Here is an 18,710-nt window from a genome sequence, read left to right as displayed (position 1 = left end):
CTATTCACAGCCTACAAAAAAATTAATTGTATATACATATAAATTCCAAACCAAACAGGTTCACGGTCGTTCCCCATATGGAGCATGGGTATAGAATATAAATAAAATATTCTACCCATTATTAGCATTATTGAAATAAAACCATTTAAAATGAAACCTCTTTTACCTTATTTATTGTCAGCTTTTTTCCTTTTCACATTCACAGATGCCATCTCGCAATCCTTTACCATCAAAGGGAAAATTTTAGATAGAGATTCCAATCAGGCTTTAGAATTTGCAAATATCGCTTTGCTTATGCCAAATGATTCCTCTTTGGTAACGGGAAGTATAAGTGACCTTGACGGCACATTCCTTATGAATGCAGAGAAAGGAACCTACTTGCTTCGGGCCGGATTTATTGGCTACGAAAGTTTAATCAAAGAAATAGCAGTCGGTGAAAAAAACGTCCTGAACCTTGGCGATTTGATCATTGGAAAAGATGCTACCAACCTTCAGGAAGTCGTAGTCGAGGGAGTATCTTCAATTTTTACGAGTGATATTGATAAAAGAACTTACAATGTGGAAAACAGTATTGTAGCAGAAGGGGCTACAGCTGCTGAACTTTTAGGAACCTTACCCTCCATACAGGTAGATGAGGAAGGGGGGATTTCTATGAGAGGAAGTGGGGAAGTTTTGATTTATATCAATGGCAGGCCTTCAAACTTGTCCTCCTCGGATACGGATAACATTCTTTCCCAATTTCCTGCAAACAGTATAAAATCGGTAGAATTGATCACCAACCCATCTTCGAGATATGATGCAGCAGGCGTGGGCGGTATCATTAATATTATTTTGAAAAAGAATCAGGACCTGGGATTTAACGGTCAGGTCAATGCCTCGGTAGGAACAAGAGATAAATATCAAGCCGGAATCAATCTTAACTACAGAACCGATAAGGTCAATTACTATACGGCATTTGACTTTCAGGACAGAAGAAGATACAGGATAGCCGAAGGAAGAAGAGAGAATTTTGTCCCTGGTATTTCCAGATATCTGGATGAAGAAGGTGATGAAATTGAAAATAGAAGGGGCTCCCTATTCCGGACAGGAATGGACTACAACTTTACAGAAAATTCCGTTCTGGGTGTTTATGCTCAGGCAAATTTTGGGAGCGAAACAGAAGATGAAATCACGATACAAAGAAACCTGAATATTAACAATGAATTGGACAGTGTTTTCAGTAGAGATCGATTTGAAAGCAGTGACAGGTTAAATTTCGAAACTGGAATCAATTATACTTTAGATCTTGATTCCTCAGGCCAAAGGTTATATACTTCTTTTTCTTACGCCTTCGACAACAGAGATCAATCTCAGTTCACCGAACAATCTTTCTACAACTCCTTGAATGAATTTGTTCCTGAAAACAGTTTGGTTCAATTGGACGAAAGTCTAAGGGAAAGCAATTTTGCTATAATTCAAATGGATTATGAAAAATCTCTTGGAGACAACGGCAAAATAGAAGCTGGATTAAAGGGTACATTCGGCCAATGGAAAAGGGATCAGTCCTTTTCTCAGGGAATCGCTTCTGATGATTTTCTGCCCGTTCCAATTGACACATTGAGCGATACCTATACATTCGATGAGGATGTTTATGCTTCTTACATGATTTATCGAAACAGGATCAACAAGTTTGGATATCAGATCGGTCTGAGAGGAGAGTACACGCGGACATTGGGTTTATTGGAAAGTTCCGGTGAAGAATTTGTCAATAATTATTTCAATCTTTTTCCAAGTGTATATACCACCTATAATCTGGGTGAAGAACAGGAAATATCAGTCAATTACAGCAGGAGAATTTCAAGACCAAATATCTGGTCACTTTCACCCATATACAATCTAAGAGACCAGCTGAATTTTTCGGTGGGAAATCCCAACCTGCAACCTGAATTGACGGATAGCTATGAAATCGGCTATATGAAGGGTTGGTCAAAGTACCTGTTGAACGCAACAGTCTACCATAGGTATTCCACCAATGTCCAAACAAGAATCATTACGCTGCTCGATGATAATATCACGGTACAAAGCAGAGAAAATGCCAATATCCGAAAAAGTACAGGTTTGGAATTGGTAAATCAGATCCAAGTAACTGACTGGTTTGATTTGGCTTTAACGGGTAACTTCTTTTACTCAGAGATTTTCGGAGATAATCTGGGAGAAGGATTCAACAATTCTAATTTCAGCTGGACCATGAATTTATTGTCCACTATGGCTATTCCCAACTTATTTTCTGTACAGGTACAGGGAAGCTACAGAGGTCCAATTGTATTCCCACAAGGTGAGATTGAACCCTATTGGGGGCTGAATATCGGATTGAGAAAGGACATTCTGAACAAAAAAGCAACGATTAGCCTCAATGTAAGTGATGTTTTCAATACCCAGATCTTTAGAATCAAAACTGTCGACTCCCGTTTTGTATATAACAGGGCCTTCAACAGGGAAACAAGAATAGGAACACTTGGATTCACCTATAGATTTGGAGGATTCCGGGATAAAAACGGTAAAAGAGAAGGCGGAAGGGAAGATATGGAAGATATGGATTTTTAAATTTCAATCCTCAAAATCAGAATTCAAACCTCCAGTTAACTATATATCTGGAGGTTTTTTTATTTTTAGGCTTCAATCAAAAATCTATTGAACTTACCTTAAACCAATTCATTTTTTTGGCCATCAATCACATACAAATGAATCCTGAAAATAATCTCCCTGAAAAAGTTATTTCAGAACTTAAATCGGTCTCGGATAAGGAGAAAGCATTATTCCTCCCACGTTTTTTCAAAACCGGAAAAGGTGAATACGGTGAAGGCGATCATTTTTTGGGTATTCAAGTTCCTCAGCAAAGAATAATCGCCAAAAAATTCTTACCGGCAATCGAGGAAAAGGACCTGAAAACATTGATTGCCTCTCCGTTTCATGAGGTAAGATTAACAGCCCTTTTTATGCTCGTCGCAAAATTTGAAAAATCAAAATCCGGGGAGGAAAAAAGGTTGTGGGTGGATTTTTATTTAAACAATAGAAGCTTTGTCAATAACTGGGATTTGGTAGACAGTTCGGCCCATCAGATTTTGGGTTCATGGCTTTACGACAAAGACAGAACACCGCTTTACGAACTTGCCAATTCAAATAATCTCTGGGATCAGCGTATGGCCATTATCAGTACCTACTATTTTATCCGCAAAAATGATTTTGAAGACACGCTCAAAATAGCTGAAATATTACTATTCCACCCCCATGACCTGATTCACAAGGCTGTAGGATGGATGCTGAGAGAAGTTGGCAAAAGGGACTTTGAAACCGAATATGGTTTTTTGGAGAAGCACTATAAAAAAATGCCCAGAACAATGCTCAGATATGCCATAGAGAAATTTGAGCCTCAGGTCAGAGAAATGTTTTTGGCCAAATAGCCATTCCTTCTTGATAATTTTTCTAAATTAGTGAATTCACCAAAATCCAGAATCTCATGAAAGCCTCTGTCTTATTTTTCCTGATTGTTTTAATAGCATTTCCTGCATTTTCCCAAACCATTCCCAGCAAAGATATCCAGATCAAAACTGCCCTTATGGCGGCACCTGAGGATAAAAGAGAAGGCGCAATGGTCTACGGTTATAATGAAAAAGGAGAATTCATAGTGTTGAGAAAAGGGACCAATGAATTGGTCTGTCTGACTGATGACCCGAACAGCCCGGGCTTCAATGCCTCTTGCTACCATGTGGGATTGGAACCATTTATGGAAAGAGGTAGAGAATTGAAAAAAGAAGGTAAAAATTTCAAAGAGATATTTGATATCCGCGAGGAAGAAGTCAAAAGCGGTAAACTCAAAATGCCCAAAGACGGTGCAACACTTTTTGTACTTTCCGCTGATGCTGAAAATTACGACCTCAAGACCGGAGAAGTCAAAGATTCTTATCTCCGCTACGTGGTCTATATCCCTTGGGCCACTGAAGCAAGCACTGGCCTGCCCCTGAAACCATCAGGCCCGGCTATGCCCTGGATAATGGACCCGGGTACCCATAGGGCTCATATTATGATCAATCCGCCGAGGGATTAAAGGGGTGAGAATTTCTAGTTTTATCTTGGGTTGAAAATGATTATTCAAAACTTACCCTGATAAACCCCATCTCATCATCTAAGTTTACAAATACCCACAACATCCCGTCCTTGACAAAATATTTGGACAATGGGAGCCCGTTGAGTTCCGGTATTGGCATTTCATCAAGAAGCTTGAAGTCGGCATCAAAGACACTAAGGTACACCTCGCTGTTGCTGATTTCAGGTAAAAGCCATCCCATACGTTCTTCTTCCCCATATTGCGTAGAGGAAGAAAACCGGTAATATCGTTGATGCTTTGCGTCCCAGACCAACCTTCCAAAACTTACCTGCCCAAGGTAGTACTGAAGGGCATTCTTCCTATCATCGGTGGAATTGACCAAATCCCCTTCAGTGGTAAGCGTTACCTTGCTAGGTGTATATGCAGCAGTATAATTGACGGCTTGAAGGGAATCACCGTGTGGAGAAAACACATAAAAATCATTGGCAAACTCATGGGATACAATGATTTTATCCTTTTGGCTGTTGATGTTGACTCTGGGTGCCCAATGATTATAAGTAGAAAGGTCTCCTAAGGTGTATGTTTTATAATTATCATTGGGATCTATATCAATTATAGCTATCCTATTTTGGGATGCGTCCAATTTTTTTAAAATCACAGAATTTTTGGTGTAATTGACAAATAAGGAAAAAGCCGACTCGGGGAAATTAGGGTTGATCACTTGTATATAAAATTTTTCTTCATCCAATATCCCTCCTTCTTCGGGAGAGACATTGGACCAGTCAATCTTTTTGAGCAGTTCACCTTCCAAGTTAAAGATACCGGCCTTTTCTCCAGACAGGAACAACTGCCCCTCCCGGACACCTTTGATATCCGAAATCCAAAACCCTGTTCCGTCCGGTCCTTCCTGTTGCAATGGGAAAGTCCCTACCCATTCTAATTGGTCCAGATCAATTTTTTCGATACTGTGCGAATGTTTATTGAAATTGTACAAAAACCCGTCAACTTCACTGTAGTCTGCCACTCTGAGTTCATACTCTAAATACAAAATTTCCCCTTTGGCGTCCACAGTCACGGTATCAACGCTATAACTGAATGTATCAACCGTGATGTCTTCTCCCGGCTTTCCGCAGGAAAAACTTGCAATCAGTAGAATGGGGAGTAAGAATCGATTGGGCATTTGATTTAACTTGGGTTAAAAGTGGTAATAATATTTAAAAGCTTTGCTGAGAAATAATGATGGTAAACTTATTCAATTTAGGGATGGAAATCTAGGGGAGTAAATGGGATTAACCAATTTTAACCCCATTTCTTAATCTGGTTTTCTATCTCCTTTCTAGTCTTTGCACCCGCATACATGGTATTCATAGTAAAAAGCTTTTTAATCGTAGAAAGTGCTCTGGCTTTAGAACAAACACCATTATCAACCAATAAGTCAAATATCCACAAAAGTCCATGATATTCTAAAGCATGACTTTCTGCACATTTTCTTACAAGTTTATCACTCCTGACTTCCGCAGGTAATTCACGGTAATTTTTTAAGTTATTGATTTTCAATGTTTAAGAATTTTTATATTTTGGTTTTGGGTGTCCCAGAGCATGATTTTATTAAATTAGTCCATGTTTGTTCGCAAAAAGCCAAATAAAAGTGGACTTGTCAGTGTACAGGTAATAGATAAAAGCCAAGGGAAATATAAGGTTCTAAAGACCATTGGCTCAAGTAAAGATACCTTAGAAATTGAGCGTCTGGTTGCCGAAGGTAAAAGTTATGCTCAAAAACAAATGGGGCTTCAGGAGATCGACTTTACCGATCACAGGAGGATATTTACTGATGTGCTGTCTTCAATCAGTTCGCATAAGCTTGTGGGCATACAGTATGTTTTGGGGAAGATATTTGATGATATTGGTTTTACTCAGATCAATGAGGAGCTTTTCAAAGATCTTGTGTTATACCGTCTGGTTTACCCTAAAAGCAAGCTTAAAACAACAGAATATCTTTACCGTTACGAACAGAAGTCTTACTCCGAAGACGACATTTACCGCTTTATGGATAGGCTGCATTCCAGGTATAAGGATCTGGTCCAAAAGATCAGCTTTGAACATACCCTGCAAGTTTTGGACGGTGGCATCCACGCGGTTTTTTATGATGTTACAACCATCTACTTTGAAATAGAAAAAGAGGATGATATCAGAAAGCCCGGGTTTTCAAAAGACGGGAAGCACAAACATCCCCAGATTGTACTGGGTTTGCTGGTGAGCAAAGACGCATATCCATTGGCTTATGATATTTTTGAGGGAAACAAATACGAGGGGGATACATTCCTTCCCATTCTGGAGGGCTTCCGCATGAAATACAATTTTGAAAAGCTCACAGTTGTTGCAGATGCAGGCCTTCTTTCAAACAAAAATGTGCAGGAACTTGTCGAAAAAGGCTACGAGTTTATTTTGGGAGCAAGGATTAAAAAATGAAAAAGAATCTGTCAAAAAAGAAATCCTGGGGCTTGACTTCGAAAAAGACCAGAGCAGGGCAATTAAGAAAGAAGGTATGACCTTGGTCGTTACCTATTCGCAAGACCGGGCAAAAAAGGATCGGTACAATAGGGAAAGAGGTGTCAAAAGGCTAGAAATGCAGTTGAAATCGGGGAAACTTACCAAGTCGAGTATCAATAACAAAGGCTACAACAAATTTCTTAGAATGGAAGGTGAAGTGGCGTTGGCACTTGACCAGGAAAAAGTGGATATGGACGCAAAATGGGATGGGCTCAAGGGATACTTGACCAACTCAACTATGACCAAAGAGGAAGTTCTGGAAAACTACCGCCACCTTTGGCAGATAGAGAAAGCATTCCGGGTTGCAAAAAACGAATTGAAAATAAGGCCTGTTTTCCACCATAAAAGGGAAAGAATAGAGGCCCATATATGCCTGAATTTTACGGCATACAAAGTGTACAAAGAACTTGACAGGATACTCAAATCCAAAAAGGCCGGATTAAGCCCCGAAAATGTAATCGAGATCATACAGAACATCCATGAAATAGGTTTGGTCACCCCAAACAAGGAAGTCATCAAGAAAACAATAATCCTTACCGAAGAACAGAAATCAGTACAAGAAATATTCGGATTTTAATCAGGGTGTCCCAGTGCGGAAGTCAGGAATAAGTCAAATATCCACAAAAGTCCATGATATTCTAAAGCATGACTTTCTGCACATTTTCTTACAAGTTTATCACTGCTCAACACAATAGCATTTCCCAATTCCAAGGCGATGTAAATGACGGATCTATCCTCGGGAGATAGACCTCTGGGGAAGGCAATTTTTTCCATTTTTGAAAAATCCTGGTCATCAAGGTTACGTACGATAAGCTTTCTCCCATCTTGGTATGCTGCCAACACCTGTTTTTGCTCTTGGAATAATTCATTCATAACCTCAACTGTTGTATGAAGCTCCAAGTCCAATTGAAAAAAGTCAGATATCAAATCCAAATCAATCAGATCTATAAAAATACCGGCATCTGTGACAGCAATCCTCATCAGATGACCATATTTTCCTTCCTAAACTCAGCCAATTTCTGATTTTTCAAAGCGGCTGCCTTACTGATGCTGATATACTCCTCCGCTAAAGCCCTGAACAAAAGCTGAGAAAAACGATTAGAATGCTCCATTCCTTCATAATCCACCGGTTCAGTTACCCGAAATCCCAGCTGATTGAAAACTATGTAGAATTGCTTGAGGTAATTTTCAGAGATCAGCCCGAGTTTTTTAGCCCGATAAACTAATGCCTGCATAGAAATACCATATTGCTGCTTGATGGCTCCCAACTCATTCATGGACAATTTGCTTCTTTTTCCTCCCAGTTCTTCTCTTAAGGTATCCTCGGGGATCAACATCGCAGCTGCAAAAGCATGGCAGAACTTTTCCTTTTGCTTTTCTTTGTATCCATTGACATCAAGAAGCAAGTGTCCTAGTTCATGTAAGGCAGTGAAGCGCTTCCGGTCAAGCTTATGCTCAAACTTGGCTTTATTGAGTACGATTAAGGGAATATCTTTTCCATTCACCCAAGTTGCAAAACCATCAAATGACTCCTCAGAATCAATTTCTATCACTTTGACATGATGATCTTCCAAAAGCTCGATCACATTGGAAATGGCATCGATTCCCAGGCCCCAAGCATATCTTAAGGTTTCAGTAGCTTTTTCAATATCCTCTAGAGAATTAATTGCCATTCCATCAAGCGGGTTGTGGAACTTGGTTTCTATGCCCAATATTTCCTCTAACTCGATGTAGCGGCTCAGTTCATTTTTGGCTATTTCTACAATCCTATTTTTCTCTTTGACTGGGTAGGAATCCAGTTTCTTAAACTCTATTTCCCCAAATTCTATGACAGTATCGGCATGAAAATAGTCCGGCCTGACATGCAGGGCTTCTGCCAATAGACCGATCATTTCTGAGTCAGGAATTACCTGCCCCTGCTCATACTTGCTGAGTGCTTGTTTGGTTATACGATTCTCTATCCGGTCTGCCAGACCTTGCAAAGATAAGCCATTCATCAAACGGGCTGATTTGAGACGGGAGGCGAGGTATTTCATTGGTTATAAGCAGTTTGATCTTTTGTAAAAATATGTATTTTGGTTGACAAAATATATTTTTTATCAAAACTTGTCAACCAGTATTCTGGATTGAAAAAAAGAAAGTAAGATATTTCATGGCTTGTTGAGGCATATTGTATTATTTTACGTTTCAGAATACAAGTCATATTATTTTTCTACTCTTGAAGACAACAACCTACAATATTGAAAGAATAAATCACCTGATCCAACAATACCAGTTGGGCAAGGAAGAGTTTTTGACTTTAATAAGTGAGGGATTAAAACATTCGTTGACTTGGGAAGCTGTTTTCAAGGAAGAAATACAGATCAATCATCTTAAGCGGATAGATAAGATTTTCAGGAAAGGGCTCTCTTATTACCTAGATCCAACTCCACCGATAACGAGTAAGGAGTCAAGTATTTTTTTTCGAAAAGAAAAATTCGGAACAAATCTAAATCTCGCCGCAAAGAAAATTGTGAATCAGTTTGAAGAGCTCAAGATTTCTCTTTCTGGATTAGCTAAGCTCTCTGATATCAATTTAGAAAGAAAACTCCCTGTTTTAAGCAATCAGGATAATCCAGCTTTGGTAGCAAATAAGATACGTGAACAATTGATGCCCCGCTCCAAAAAAGACCCAAAGAAATTTCTCAATGCCTTAATTGATAAATTTGCTGAGTACAATATTTTGGTCTTTGAATATGTAGAGCATCCCTCTTTAAAGGAAAAAACCAATATTGACGGATTCTTTTTACAGCCTAATGTCATTGTATTGAGGAGAAATCAGGATTATTTCAAAAGAGAAATTTTTACCCTTGCACACGAACTTGGTCATTATCTTCTGAATCAAGAAGAGATAGAATCCATGGATTACGATCAAATGGCTTTTGGGAAAATTAATAAGGTAGAGGCATGGTGTAATAATTTTGCTTTTGCCTTTTTAGCAGGCCCTCAGCTTCCTGTTTTGGATAAATTGCCCAATGTTACTCTGCGAAACGATTACAATTTTAATGAAATCAAAACCATTTCGGATCAAACCCATTTGTGCTTTACAGCCATCCTGACTTATCTGGTTAAAAAAGGTAAAGTCAGTGGAGCCATTTATGCCAAAATGAGAAGCGATCAGGAGGAAGAACTCCGGAAGAGAAAAGAAGAAGACAAAAAGAAGCGGGAACTGGAAAAGGAAATGGGTAAAGCCTCCATCGCAAGTTTGGCTAAACCCATTAAATCCCCATTATTTGTTTCCACCATACAGTCTGCGTTTTTTGATGGGGTAATTAATGAGTATGAGTTGTGCAAAACACTAAACCTCAAGCCAAACCAACTTGAAAAATACCTTAGATGAAGGCAATAATCGATACCAGTTCCCTTTTGAGTTTGGTTCGGTATTACCTGCCTTTTGACAATCATGGCATACTTTTTAATCTAATCAGGAAAAAAATTGAAATAGGGGAAATAGTAATACTAGATGCGGTTTTGCAAGAATGTAGATTTGTTTCTAAAAAGATTGTGGTCAATAATCTCACCTATTTGATTGACAAAGAGTTTCAGAAGACTTTTCAAGTACCTGTAAAGACAGATGAGCTAATTCCCCTAGCTCCACAAAGGTTTTTGAATATGTTGAAAAACCAATTCGCGATTCCTGGTCAGTTGAAACGATTAACCGATGCAGAGTTCGAAGTTCAAAAGTCTAGGTTTTTGGAATCAGCCGATGCAAAAATGATCATGCATTGTCAGTACATGATGAAGGATTTTCCTGATGAAGATGTTTTTATTGTAACAGAGGAAAGCAATTCAGAAAATGATCTTAAGCTATTCAAAAAAATCCCTGCGATCTGTCAAACTTTAGAAATCTCGGTACTTGACCTACCTGAACTTTTGAGCAAGTTTTCTGAATTGGACCTTGGATTTAACTTTAAAAAATAAATTTGCCCTTACCCTCTCAGAAAGCTGGTGGAAAACCAGACCCTTCCACAAGCGCTACGAGCAATCCGGCCGATATAGCTTAATCCTCAGCATTGAAACAGCCTCAGAAGATATCCTGCACCGATTTTGAATGAATTGAAGGTGGGGGTTGATATTACCTAATCATATTGTTACATTCACATTGATTATAATACGCTTTTGAGTCCTGATGCTGAACTAAAACAGTTTTTATCCTCCTCTCCCCTTCATCAAAAAATTGAAGTCAGCCACTACCATTTCAATCTACTTCGTCCAGATTCTTTAAAAGGTTTAGGATTAAAGCTTAAATGTAAAAGTGAAAATGATTATCACACTTTTAAAATTGATTATAGCGACGATAGTATTGCCAACAAATTACCAGGCAGTTATTGCTCCAAAGGGCTGATTTTTTCCACAAAAGTCAATGTAATTATCAATGCTCCAGAAGAAATATAAGTAATATACTTTTCAAAATCATCATCACTCTTTGACTTTTGTTCAAGAACGGATTGTCTATATTCTATCCATTCCTGATCTGCCCTTCTCTTTTTGCCCATTATTCTGAACTACATTTTGATATTATAAGATTAATCAATTTTACTCCCAGCCTTATCCCTCAACAACTGAGTAATATCAATCGGTGGTAACAGATACCCACCCATAGGGCCCAAGTTGGTGATTTGGTAGATGATGTTTCGGAGATTGTTGATCATCATGTTCAGCGTAGAAAACTGGGTCAAGTTGTTTTTAAGATTCTCTTCGAGTTCTTCCGGATTTTGAATACGGAAGGTACCTCCGCCTTCTACCATGATTTTGTACCCAGATAATGTATCATCTTCTCCAGAATTGACTTGAATTATTGTGAATAACTGGATCTCCTGTTCGTCTTCATTGTTTCGAAGACCAAAATCAATATCCACTGAATAGGATTGAAACAACTCCTTGACATCAAGTTCTACTTCTTCTGGAACAACAAACTCAACATGCGATTCCAATAACTTGAAATCCAACAATTGTAATGGGGAAAATTTCGCTTTCATCCTGCCATGGCAATTACATCCTGATCAGCATGACTTACTGCCATTACTATTTGAGGATTGGTGATTTGATTTTTTAATTTGAAGTATTCTTGGGTATTAGTCCAGCGCTGATGATAGGCGATCATTTCTTCTTTTAGACTTGCTTCAAAAGCTTCCTCTGTAGTAACAAACTCATCCTCGGTCAGAACAGCATGGATTTTTATTCCCAGAACCTTTTCAAGCTTATCTATGGTCGAAAACTTAAAGTCACCTTGACCCTTGATCCATTTGCTGACCTGCTGAGGCGTGACTTCCAGTTCTCTGGCAAGCTGTGCTTGACTCCATCCCTTGTCTTCTAATGCATCCAAAAGCCTTAAAGCAACTTTAGCAGCTTGTCTAAGAGTTGCTTTGTTGGCTTTCCGAAATTCTACTTTTTCCCTCCAACTAGAAGCAGGGGTTTCGGAAGCTAGTGCTTTGATTTTTTCTTCGGTCTTATTCATCGTTGTCAAGGTCTAGGTAAACAAATTCAGGAGTTTCACCATCTTCTTGGAGATATTTTTTAACCCATTCCAATTTATGTAACTCCAATTTGGTGTGAGGCCTATCAGCCATTTGGTGGGTTAGTTTGATGGCTCCTCCAGTAATAACGAAAGAGGAACCGTACCGGATGGCATATATGCGTAAAAATGAATTGCTTTGGGGGCCATAGGCTTTTAATGCTTGTAGTGGATAAATTTTCTCTTTCTCTCTGTTTTCCAGAGGCTTAAAGTAATCAGCTAGGGATTTTCCAGTCCTATCCTCTGCCATCTTATAAAGCAATTCGAATAAGGCATCTGCGTCTTCGATTGTCTGCAGTACGATTTTGCTAAGTTTGGCTTTAGGATAGTAGCTCTCATAATCTTTCTTATACTTCTTGAAGAACTCCCTAAGAAACGCTACATCTGACCATTGCTCTTGTAGTATCTCAAGCGAATCTAAGTCCTCTCCTTCATACTTCACGGCAAAGAGGCTTTCCTTAGAGAATTCAAAGATACTGACAATTTTCATATTATCAACCTGTAGGTTTATGTTTTTGTTTTCAACCGATAACGCAACTGTTCCTCCGCCGCCATCAACCCCTCTCCTTCCTCCACCACATACTCCTTCACCTCCCGCTCCACCAGCTCCCCCCGAAAAGCCTTCGCCAATATCGCCTGAGGCATTTGATCAATCTTGACTTTTAAGGAACCATACCGGGATTCGATTTTGTCGGCTAGGGAGAAAAGGGCATCTATCTGAGTCACGATTTCTTTTTGTTCTTCCTGTGATGGACTTGGAGTTGGAAAAACTCTGGCCTTTTTGATTCCAAACGCAGGTTGTGAAGTAGCCTTTGCTCCCTCCTTTAGAAGTTTGTTTATTATAGGACTATCTAAATAATAAAACAAGAATTTGGGATTACAATTTGACTTAGGTTGAATCAAAATAATGTTTGCTGATAACGTATAGTTTCTTTCATTAAAAATTGGTAATCGAAAGGGTTTTCCCAGAGTTCCAATTTTACCAAATCCTAAATCTCCATCTTTTAATTCATATCTTTTAATGTGCTCTTCCAGCACTTTTGGCGAAACAAGATTTGAGTTTTTAAAATCAATTCTGCCTTTGGAGTCAACATCTTTTATACTTATGTATGGAACACCGTCCAATACTGAAGGAGGAGTTCTATGGCTTGGGTGGGGATCAACGACATCAGCAACTTCTTGTAAACCTATGTATTCCCACTCCCCCAATCCCTTCCCCTCTCTCCACTCCTTCGTCAACTCCCCCGTCACCGCCTGGGTCAAAACCTGCTGACGGAAGTTTTTCAGCAACTCAGGAATCAGATCCAGCTTCTCCCGCAAACTATCCAAATGCCTAAACAAAGCATCTAATTTGGCTACTATGCGCTGCTGCTCGGGAAGGGGAGGAATTGGCAAGTCTAAAAAATCGAATACCTTATAGTGCCTACTATAACCAAAAGAAGGTATTTTTAATGTCTTAAGATAATAGTAGAAAAAGTGTGGATTGATGTCTTCTACTGGCGCAAGAATTTTTGTTCCATCAGCGCCTGCTGCAAAAGGAAAATCTATGAATTTTATGTTTCGCGTATGATCACCAAAAATCACAATTGGAAGTATACCGTCATAAATTAAATTCTTATCATCAATATAACCTGAAATGAATTTCTCTCCTTGATCAATAATAGGATAAATACCAGTTTCTAGATATTGGGAAGATTTAAGTTTTGTAAACTTTCCAGATTTCATTAAGCCATTCTTAAATGGGATTATATCCCACCTTTTAGGGAAATTGGGTTGAATTTCTTCCTTTCTTATGTCACCTTTATTTGCCATAGTTTATCCCAACAAAGCAATAATCTGGTCCAACTCTTTTTTAATGCCATCCAACTCCTTAGATGCCAACCTTGCAATATCCAAAGGATCGCCCAAGTCGGCATTTTTGCTGATGTTCTCATCTTCGATCAGACCGATATCCAATGAATCGTTCTTGGCAGCAATCTGCACCCGAGTGAATATTTGCCATCGGGGATCTTGGATGCCTTGACGCTTGGCATCATCCACCATTCCATCGTAGCTTTCCTTCACTTCCTCTAAGCCCAAGCCTCCCGTATAAGCTTTTACAAAATCCGCAAAAGCCTCACGGGCAAAGGGAGTCCGCTTCCCATAACTCGGTGCATTGGTCCGCATATCATAAAACCATACCCGCTTGGTATTGCCTGTTTCCTTTTTCCCTCGGGTAAAGAACAGTACATTGGTTTTAACTCCTGCCGCATAGAAAATCCCTGTCGGTAATCGCAGCACGGTATGCAGGTCGCATTTATCCATCAAATCCCGACGGATTTTCTGTCCGTCATTGTCCTCAAAAAGCACGTTATCAGGTAGCACCACCGCAGCCCTCGCAGTACCGGTATCCCTTCTCAGGGAGCGGTAAATATGCATCAGGAAATTCAGCTGCTTGTTGGAGGTCTTGATGGTAAAGTCATCACGGGTAGGCCGCTCTCCTCCCTGCTTGGTTCCAAATGGCGGATTGGCCAAAACACCGTCATAGTTTTTGAAACTCTTTCCCAGTTCAGTCAGGGTATCTCCCATCACAATCCTGCTTTCCAAGGCATGCAGCTTGGCATTCATCAATGCCAGTCTGTGTGCATCCTGTACGAGTTCGCATCCTGAAAAAGCTTTATTGATCTGAAAACTTCTTTCTTCCTGACTCAGGGAATAGTAATCGTCAAACTTGCGCTTCAGGTATTCATCCGCAGCGATCATAAAACCAAAAGTTCCCGCTGCCGGGTCACTCCACCTTTCTCCGATTTTGGGTGAAAGCAGTTCCACCATCACATTGATCAGTGGTCTTGGGGTAAAATACTGCCCTGCCCCACTCTTTTTCTCCCCGGCATTCTTTTCCAATAGTTCTTCATAGATGCTGGCGATTTTATCCTGCTCTTCATCCTCAAACCAATCGATCTGATCGATATTGGTGATCAAGGTACGCAGGTTGACAGGTTTCCTCAGGGTAGTAGAGGCATTGGTGTAGATTTCTGTAATGGTCTCATTGGTGGACATCGTACCAAGGTTCGCAAGCAGGTCCCGGTAAGTATCAAAAAGCTCTTTGTTGTCTTTAATTCCCTTCAGGTTGCTCCAGCGGTATTTCTCAGGAATATCCTGATCAAACTTCTTCACCTCAGACAACCTCAAAAAAAGAATAAATGTCAGTTCATTCAAATATTGGTGATAGGTCACCCCATCGTCACGGAGAACATTACACAGTTCCCACAATTTCTTTGCAATCTGTTCTGCACTCATGCTATATAATTAAGCGTATAAATTTCTGTTCATTTCGGCAATCACTTCTTCCAACTGCTCCTCAAAAATCCTGTTCAGCCTGTCAAAACCTCCTGCCTCATCAAATGGATCCTGATCCAGGTCTTCCTTCCTGAGCACAGTTTCTTTGAGCAACTGTTTCTCAAAACGGTCTATCCACTTCAGTTGGGTTTTGTTCCAGTCTTTCATCTGACGGATACTTTCAACTGCTTTCCTCACCTTTTCTTCATGACTTACCAGAGAACTCCCCAAAGAAAGGGTTCGGATATAGGAAATGATATCTGCTGCAATATCTTCATTTTTGTATGCTTTCCATGCAGCATTGAGAGTATGGGCATTGTAGCCTTCCTGATCCAATGCCAGCATCAATTCCCGCAAGGACTTGCGGTCCAGTTCGGTAGGTCGACTACAGACGATTTTGAGGGCTTCGATCTTATTTTGGTTTTCCTGTATAAATTGGGTAAAATTATCCAGATAGTCTTCAGGCTTTTCGGCCTTGCCATAGCCCCTTTCAGTTCCCAGGTATTTGTCTTCATGGTCAGACATCAAAGGCAAAGCCACCTCAGGCCTGAGTTCATCGAGGAATTTCCAAAGTCCCGAAAGCTGTAAGATTTGGGATACTGCAGCCGGGGTATCCAGATTTTTCAATTGTTCCAGAAATTCATCTGGCTTGGCACCTTTGGCATTGTAGATAAATTTATCTTCCTGATCGCCTTCCAGGTATTTCTTTTTCCGCTGTAGCTTGGCAACCAACTGCTCCACCTGCCTTTTGGCACGTTCTCCCTGATCTATATCTTTGAATTCTTCCACCAATTGCCGAAAGCTCACTTTGGGATTGGCCACCACAGGTTTCATTTGGGTAAAGTCTTCCAAGGTCTCGTAAATCTTTACCGCATCATAAATCCTAAATACTTCCTTCCCGATTTCATCACATCTACGGGTGGCCCTTCCGAGCATCTGTTCATACAAAATCCTGGATTTGACCCGACGCATAAAGACCAGGTTACAGATAGCAGGAACATCAATCCCCGTGGTCAGCAAATCCACGGTAACGGCTATATTGGGATGTTTTTCATTTTTGAAGCGCAGGAATTGGTCTTTGGGATTGTAGGATTTGCCCGTGATTTTCTGAATGGCATTGTCCGCAACATCCACTCCGATTGCGGCAAATTCCTCTTTCAGATAAGCCACTACCATATCAGCATGTTCGTCTGTGGCAGCAAAGAACAGGGATTTTTCTTCTCCATCCGGATCCAGTTCCTTGACCAGTTGTTGGATCACTGTCCTGTTGAAACTGGGGGTTATTACTTGTTTATTAAATCCTGCTATGTCAATCTTCAACTCGTCTTCGAGCTTTTCCAGTTCGATGATGGTATTACTTTCCCTGTCAAGTGCCTTCGGTTGGGCACCTTTTTCCCAAGTAATCCCCTCTTCGGACAACTTGGTCTTGATAATATAAGGCGGTTCATGGTCGATCAAATATCCATCAATGACCGCTTCCCTGTAGGAATAGGTATAAACAGCAGTCCCAAAAATCTCGGTAGTGTGCAGGGCCGGGGTAGCCGTTAGCCCAATGGCATAAGCATCAAAGTAATCCAGTACCATGCGGTATTTGCTCACATAATCCCGTTGGTCCTTGAAGTTCAATTCCTCATCATCCATTTCCCTGTCTATCAAATAGCCCCTGTGCGCTTCATCAATGATGATGCAATCGTACTGATCTACCGGAGGAACATCTAGATCTTGGCTATAAAACAGCCGTTTGACCATTCCCTGCACAGTAGCAAAATGCAGTCTTGTATCCAGTTCAGGAACTTTATCCTGTAACTCCTTGATGCCATAAATTTCCGAAAAAGTATTGAGCCCGATGATTTTATTGTCTTTAAAGGAATTGATAGCTTGTGTAGCCAAAAGCGTTCGATCGACAAGAAAAAGAATTCTTTTGAATCTATTGGATTGGATCAAACGGTAGCAAAGTCCGATGATGGTTCGTGTTTTTCCTGTTCCGGTAGCCATGGTCACCAGCGCTCTTGAGCGGTCAGGGTTGTTGAGCAATACCTTTTCTAATTCTTGGATAGCCTCTATTTGGTATTTTCTCAGACCCAATCCTGAATTGCTTTCCAAAAAATCTACCGGTTCTGATTTCAGTTTGTCCTCAGAGGCTTTGAGATCTTTTTCCAGAAGTTTGATCAACCCTTCGGGGCTGTACCATCCTTGTAAAGCTTTCGAGCTGTTGTGCTTTATCCTGACATCCAAAAACCAAACCCCACTTTTGGTTTTGATCTGTTCAAGATAAGCCCGGCCATTGGTAGAGAAAAGGAATGGAACTTTATATCCCTGCCACTCTCCCAAAAGTTCGGCTTCATGCCCGACTTCGATACATGCTGCATATACTTTTGACTGAGATAGGTCTGTCGAAATATCGGAAGCATATTTCTTTGCTTCTACAATCCCATAGAGTTGCGTACCGACAAATAGCGCATAATCAGCCCATTTACTTCCACATGGCCATTCGGCAATGGCCAAATTCATTCCTCTCTTGGGTTGGATTCGATGCTTTCGGAAATTAATGGTTTGTGTATCTACCTCCCAGCCCGCAGTTCTCAATTGTTCGTCAATCAGCAAGCGTGTTTCCGCTTCGGACATTTCTATCTTTCTGGCGGCTTTTTGGGAACGGTCCTGTATTTCTATCAGCTTTTCTTCTGGGAGTTTGGCAGTACTTCTTTCATCTAAGAGCGCATCAAATTTCTCCTGCAGATTTGCGTATTCCTTTTCAAGTTCATAAAGGGCATGCCTGGCATCAAGCTTCCCGGGAAGGTGGAATTTGACTGTACTCAGGTCATCGTTTTCCTCCGAGTAAGTCTGATAAAACCACTTGGCAATTTTGAAAGTAGAAAAAAGCAGTCCTTTGGCATCTTCCAAAGAACCTTTGTTTTGGTGTACGGCAACGTTTCCCTTTTGCTTAATGGCATGAAGCAGGTCTTTTACCTGATTGGGAAGTACATTTTCGAATTCCAGGATTTTCAGTCGGTTGTGAAAGGAGTTATCATAAGGAAAATCCAAGTGGTGCAGCTCAAAAAGCAATTCACTGACCCTTTCCCCGAACTGACGCAATTTGAACATGCAGGTAATGGGATCCTGATGCAAGTTGAACTCCGCCGCTAGACCGATATTGAAAAGAATGGGAAATTCAGTTTCCAGATATGAAAAATTAGAGTGGTCCAT

At 40.3% G+C, this 18,710-nt stretch carries 16 protein-coding genes and 1 pseudogene; 6 read left to right on the top strand and 11 right to left on the bottom strand.

Annotation, left to right across the window (positions count from 1 at the left end; genetic code table 11):
• Nucleotides 1–150: 150 nt before the first annotated feature.
• From B9A52_RS08205 to B9A52_RS08195, 3 genes are all read left to right on the top strand, one after another.
• Nucleotides 151–2,583: an outer membrane beta-barrel family protein gene (locus B9A52_RS08205; protein WP_084119846.1), complete on the top strand. Its 2,433-nt coding sequence runs from the start codon at nt 151–153 to the stop codon at nt 2,581–2,583.
• A 137-nt stretch (nt 2,584–2,720) separates the two neighbouring features.
• Nucleotides 2,721–3,440, top strand: coding sequence for a DNA alkylation repair protein (locus tag B9A52_RS08200; RefSeq protein ID WP_084119845.1), 720 nt, complete (start codon nt 2,721–2,723; stop codon nt 3,438–3,440).
• A 56-nt stretch (nt 3,441–3,496) separates the two neighbouring features.
• A complete protein-coding gene (locus tag B9A52_RS08195; protein ID WP_084119844.1) occupies nt 3,497–4,084 on the top strand; it encodes a hypothetical protein in 588 nt (195 codons plus the stop codon).
• 40 nt (nt 4,085–4,124) lie between these two features.
• Here the strand turns inward: B9A52_RS08195 and B9A52_RS08190 are convergent, their stop codons facing one another.
• Nucleotides 4,125–5,264, bottom strand: a complete 1,140-nt coding sequence (locus B9A52_RS08190) for a DUF4221 family protein (RefSeq protein ID WP_084119843.1) — start codon at nt 5,262–5,264, stop codon at nt 4,125–4,127.
• A gap of 119 nt (nt 5,265–5,383) precedes the next feature.
• The gene (locus B9A52_RS08185; RefSeq protein ID WP_084119842.1) at nt 5,384–5,641 is read right to left on the bottom strand and encodes a hypothetical protein; all 258 of its coding nucleotides are present in this window, start codon (nt 5,639–5,641) and stop codon (nt 5,384–5,386) included.
• A gap of 63 nt (nt 5,642–5,704) precedes the next feature.
• On the opposite strand from B9A52_RS08185, the pseudogene B9A52_RS26640 reads away from it, so the two are divergent.
• Nucleotides 5,705–7,211 (top strand): annotated as a pseudogene (locus B9A52_RS26640) (IS1634 family transposase).
• Here B9A52_RS26640 and B9A52_RS08175 read toward each other — a convergent pair.
• Nucleotides 7,208–7,615, bottom strand: a complete 408-nt coding sequence (locus tag B9A52_RS08175; protein WP_197687280.1) for a PIN domain-containing protein — start codon at nt 7,613–7,615, stop codon at nt 7,208–7,210. The pseudogene B9A52_RS26640 and the gene B9A52_RS08175 overlap by 4 nt on opposite strands.
• Nucleotides 7,615–8,670 (bottom strand): helix-turn-helix domain-containing protein, encoded by a 1,056-nt coding sequence (locus B9A52_RS08170; RefSeq protein WP_084119841.1) that lies wholly within the window; start codon nt 8,668–8,670, stop codon nt 7,615–7,617. Before B9A52_RS08170 ends, B9A52_RS08175 begins: the two co-directional genes overlap by 1 nt.
• A 182-nt stretch (nt 8,671–8,852) precedes the next feature.
• Here B9A52_RS08170 and B9A52_RS08165 point away from each other — a divergent pair, with 182 nt between their 5' ends.
• Together B9A52_RS08165 and B9A52_RS08160 are read left to right on the top strand one after the other, a co-directional pair.
• The gene (locus B9A52_RS08165) at nt 8,853–10,013 is read left to right on the top strand and encodes an ImmA/IrrE family metallo-endopeptidase (protein ID WP_084119840.1); all 1,161 of its coding nucleotides are present in this window, start codon (nt 8,853–8,855) and stop codon (nt 10,011–10,013) included.
• Nucleotides 10,010–10,594, top strand: coding sequence for a DUF4411 family protein (locus B9A52_RS08160; protein WP_084119839.1), 585 nt, complete (start codon nt 10,010–10,012; stop codon nt 10,592–10,594). Before B9A52_RS08165 ends, B9A52_RS08160 begins: the two co-directional genes overlap by 4 nt.
• Before the next feature lie 404 nt (nt 10,595–10,998).
• On the opposite strand, the gene B9A52_RS25475 is transcribed toward B9A52_RS08160, so the two are convergent.
• The 7 genes from B9A52_RS25475 to hsdR are packed head-to-tail and all read right to left on the bottom strand — an operon-like array spanning nt 10,999 to nt 18,710.
• Nucleotides 10,999–11,169, bottom strand: a complete 171-nt coding sequence (locus B9A52_RS25475) for a hypothetical protein (RefSeq protein WP_157370109.1) — start codon at nt 11,167–11,169, stop codon at nt 10,999–11,001.
• Between the two features lie 30 nt (nt 11,170–11,199).
• Nucleotides 11,200–11,652 (bottom strand): preprotein translocase subunit SecB, encoded by a 453-nt coding sequence (locus B9A52_RS08155; protein WP_084119838.1) that lies wholly within the window; start codon nt 11,650–11,652, stop codon nt 11,200–11,202.
• Nucleotides 11,649–12,131, bottom strand: coding sequence for a helix-turn-helix transcriptional regulator (locus B9A52_RS08150; protein WP_084119837.1), 483 nt, complete (start codon nt 12,129–12,131; stop codon nt 11,649–11,651). The genes B9A52_RS08155 and B9A52_RS08150 overlap by 4 nt, the downstream gene beginning before the upstream one ends.
• The gene (locus tag B9A52_RS08145; RefSeq protein WP_084119836.1) at nt 12,124–12,678 is read right to left on the bottom strand and encodes a hypothetical protein; all 555 of its coding nucleotides are present in this window, start codon (nt 12,676–12,678) and stop codon (nt 12,124–12,126) included. Before B9A52_RS08145 ends, B9A52_RS08150 begins: the two co-directional genes overlap by 8 nt.
• Nucleotides 12,679–12,695: 17 nt before the next feature.
• Nucleotides 12,696–14,000 carry a restriction endonuclease subunit S gene (locus B9A52_RS08140; protein WP_084119835.1) on the bottom strand — a complete coding sequence of 435 codons (1,305 nt, stop codon included), beginning with the start codon at nt 13,998–14,000 and terminating at the stop codon, nt 12,696–12,698.
• Nucleotides 14,001–14,003: 3 nt separating this feature from the next.
• Nucleotides 14,004–15,467 (bottom strand): class I SAM-dependent DNA methyltransferase, encoded by a 1,464-nt coding sequence (locus B9A52_RS08135; protein WP_084119834.1) that lies wholly within the window; start codon nt 15,465–15,467, stop codon nt 14,004–14,006.
• A gap of 9 nt (nt 15,468–15,476) precedes the next feature.
• Nucleotides 15,477–18,710: a type I restriction-modification system endonuclease gene (gene hsdR / locus B9A52_RS08130; protein WP_084119833.1), complete on the bottom strand. Its 3,234-nt coding sequence runs from the start codon at nt 18,708–18,710 to the stop codon at nt 15,477–15,479.

It is taken from the genome of Aquiflexum balticum DSM 16537 (assembly GCF_900176595.1).
Classification (GTDB): domain Bacteria; phylum Bacteroidota; class Bacteroidia; order Cytophagales; family Cyclobacteriaceae; genus Aquiflexum; species Aquiflexum balticum.
Note: the sequence above shows the minus strand (reverse complement) of the source record. Positions and strands in the feature narration are given on the sequence as shown.

Excerpts from the sequence above, each read along its gene's own strand:
- hsdR (WP_084119833.1), bottom strand. The coding sequence starts at position 18,710 with ATGGACCACTCTAATTTTTCATATCTGGAAACTGAATTTCCCATTCTT.
- B9A52_RS08205 (WP_084119846.1), top strand. The coding sequence starts at position 151 with ATGAAACCTCTTTTACCTTATTTATTGTCAGCTTTTTTCCTTTTCACA.
- B9A52_RS08195 (WP_084119844.1), top strand. The coding sequence starts at position 3,497 with ATGAAAGCCTCTGTCTTATTTTTCCTGATTGTTTTAATAGCATTTCCT.
- B9A52_RS08135 (WP_084119834.1), bottom strand. The coding sequence starts at position 15,467 with ATGAGTGCAGAACAGATTGCAAAGAAATTGTGGGAACTGTGTAATGTT.
- B9A52_RS08150 (WP_084119837.1), bottom strand. The coding sequence starts at position 12,131 with ATGAATAAGACCGAAGAAAAAATCAAAGCACTAGCTTCCGAAACCCCT.
- B9A52_RS08200 (WP_084119845.1), top strand. The coding sequence starts at position 2,721 with ATGAATCCTGAAAATAATCTCCCTGAAAAAGTTATTTCAGAACTTAAA.
- B9A52_RS08145 (WP_084119836.1), bottom strand. The coding sequence starts at position 12,678 with ATGAAAATTGTCAGTATCTTTGAATTCTCTAAGGAAAGCCTCTTTGCC.
- B9A52_RS08140 (WP_084119835.1), bottom strand. The coding sequence starts at position 14,000 with ATGGCAAATAAAGGTGACATAAGAAAGGAAGAAATTCAACCCAATTTC.
- B9A52_RS08175 (WP_197687280.1), bottom strand. The coding sequence starts at position 7,615 with ATGAGGATTGCTGTCACAGATGCCGGTATTTTTATAGATCTGATTGAT.
- B9A52_RS08190 (WP_084119843.1), bottom strand. The coding sequence starts at position 5,264 with ATGCCCAATCGATTCTTACTCCCCATTCTACTGATTGCAAGTTTTTCC.
- B9A52_RS25475 (WP_157370109.1), bottom strand. The coding sequence starts at position 11,169 with ATGGGCAAAAAGAGAAGGGCAGATCAGGAATGGATAGAATATAGACAA.
- B9A52_RS08155 (WP_084119838.1), bottom strand. The coding sequence starts at position 11,652 with ATGAAAGCGAAATTTTCCCCATTACAATTGTTGGATTTCAAGTTATTG.
- B9A52_RS08160 (WP_084119839.1), top strand. The coding sequence starts at position 10,010 with ATGAAGGCAATAATCGATACCAGTTCCCTTTTGAGTTTGGTTCGGTAT.
- B9A52_RS08170 (WP_084119841.1), bottom strand. The coding sequence starts at position 8,670 with ATGAAATACCTCGCCTCCCGTCTCAAATCAGCCCGTTTGATGAATGGC.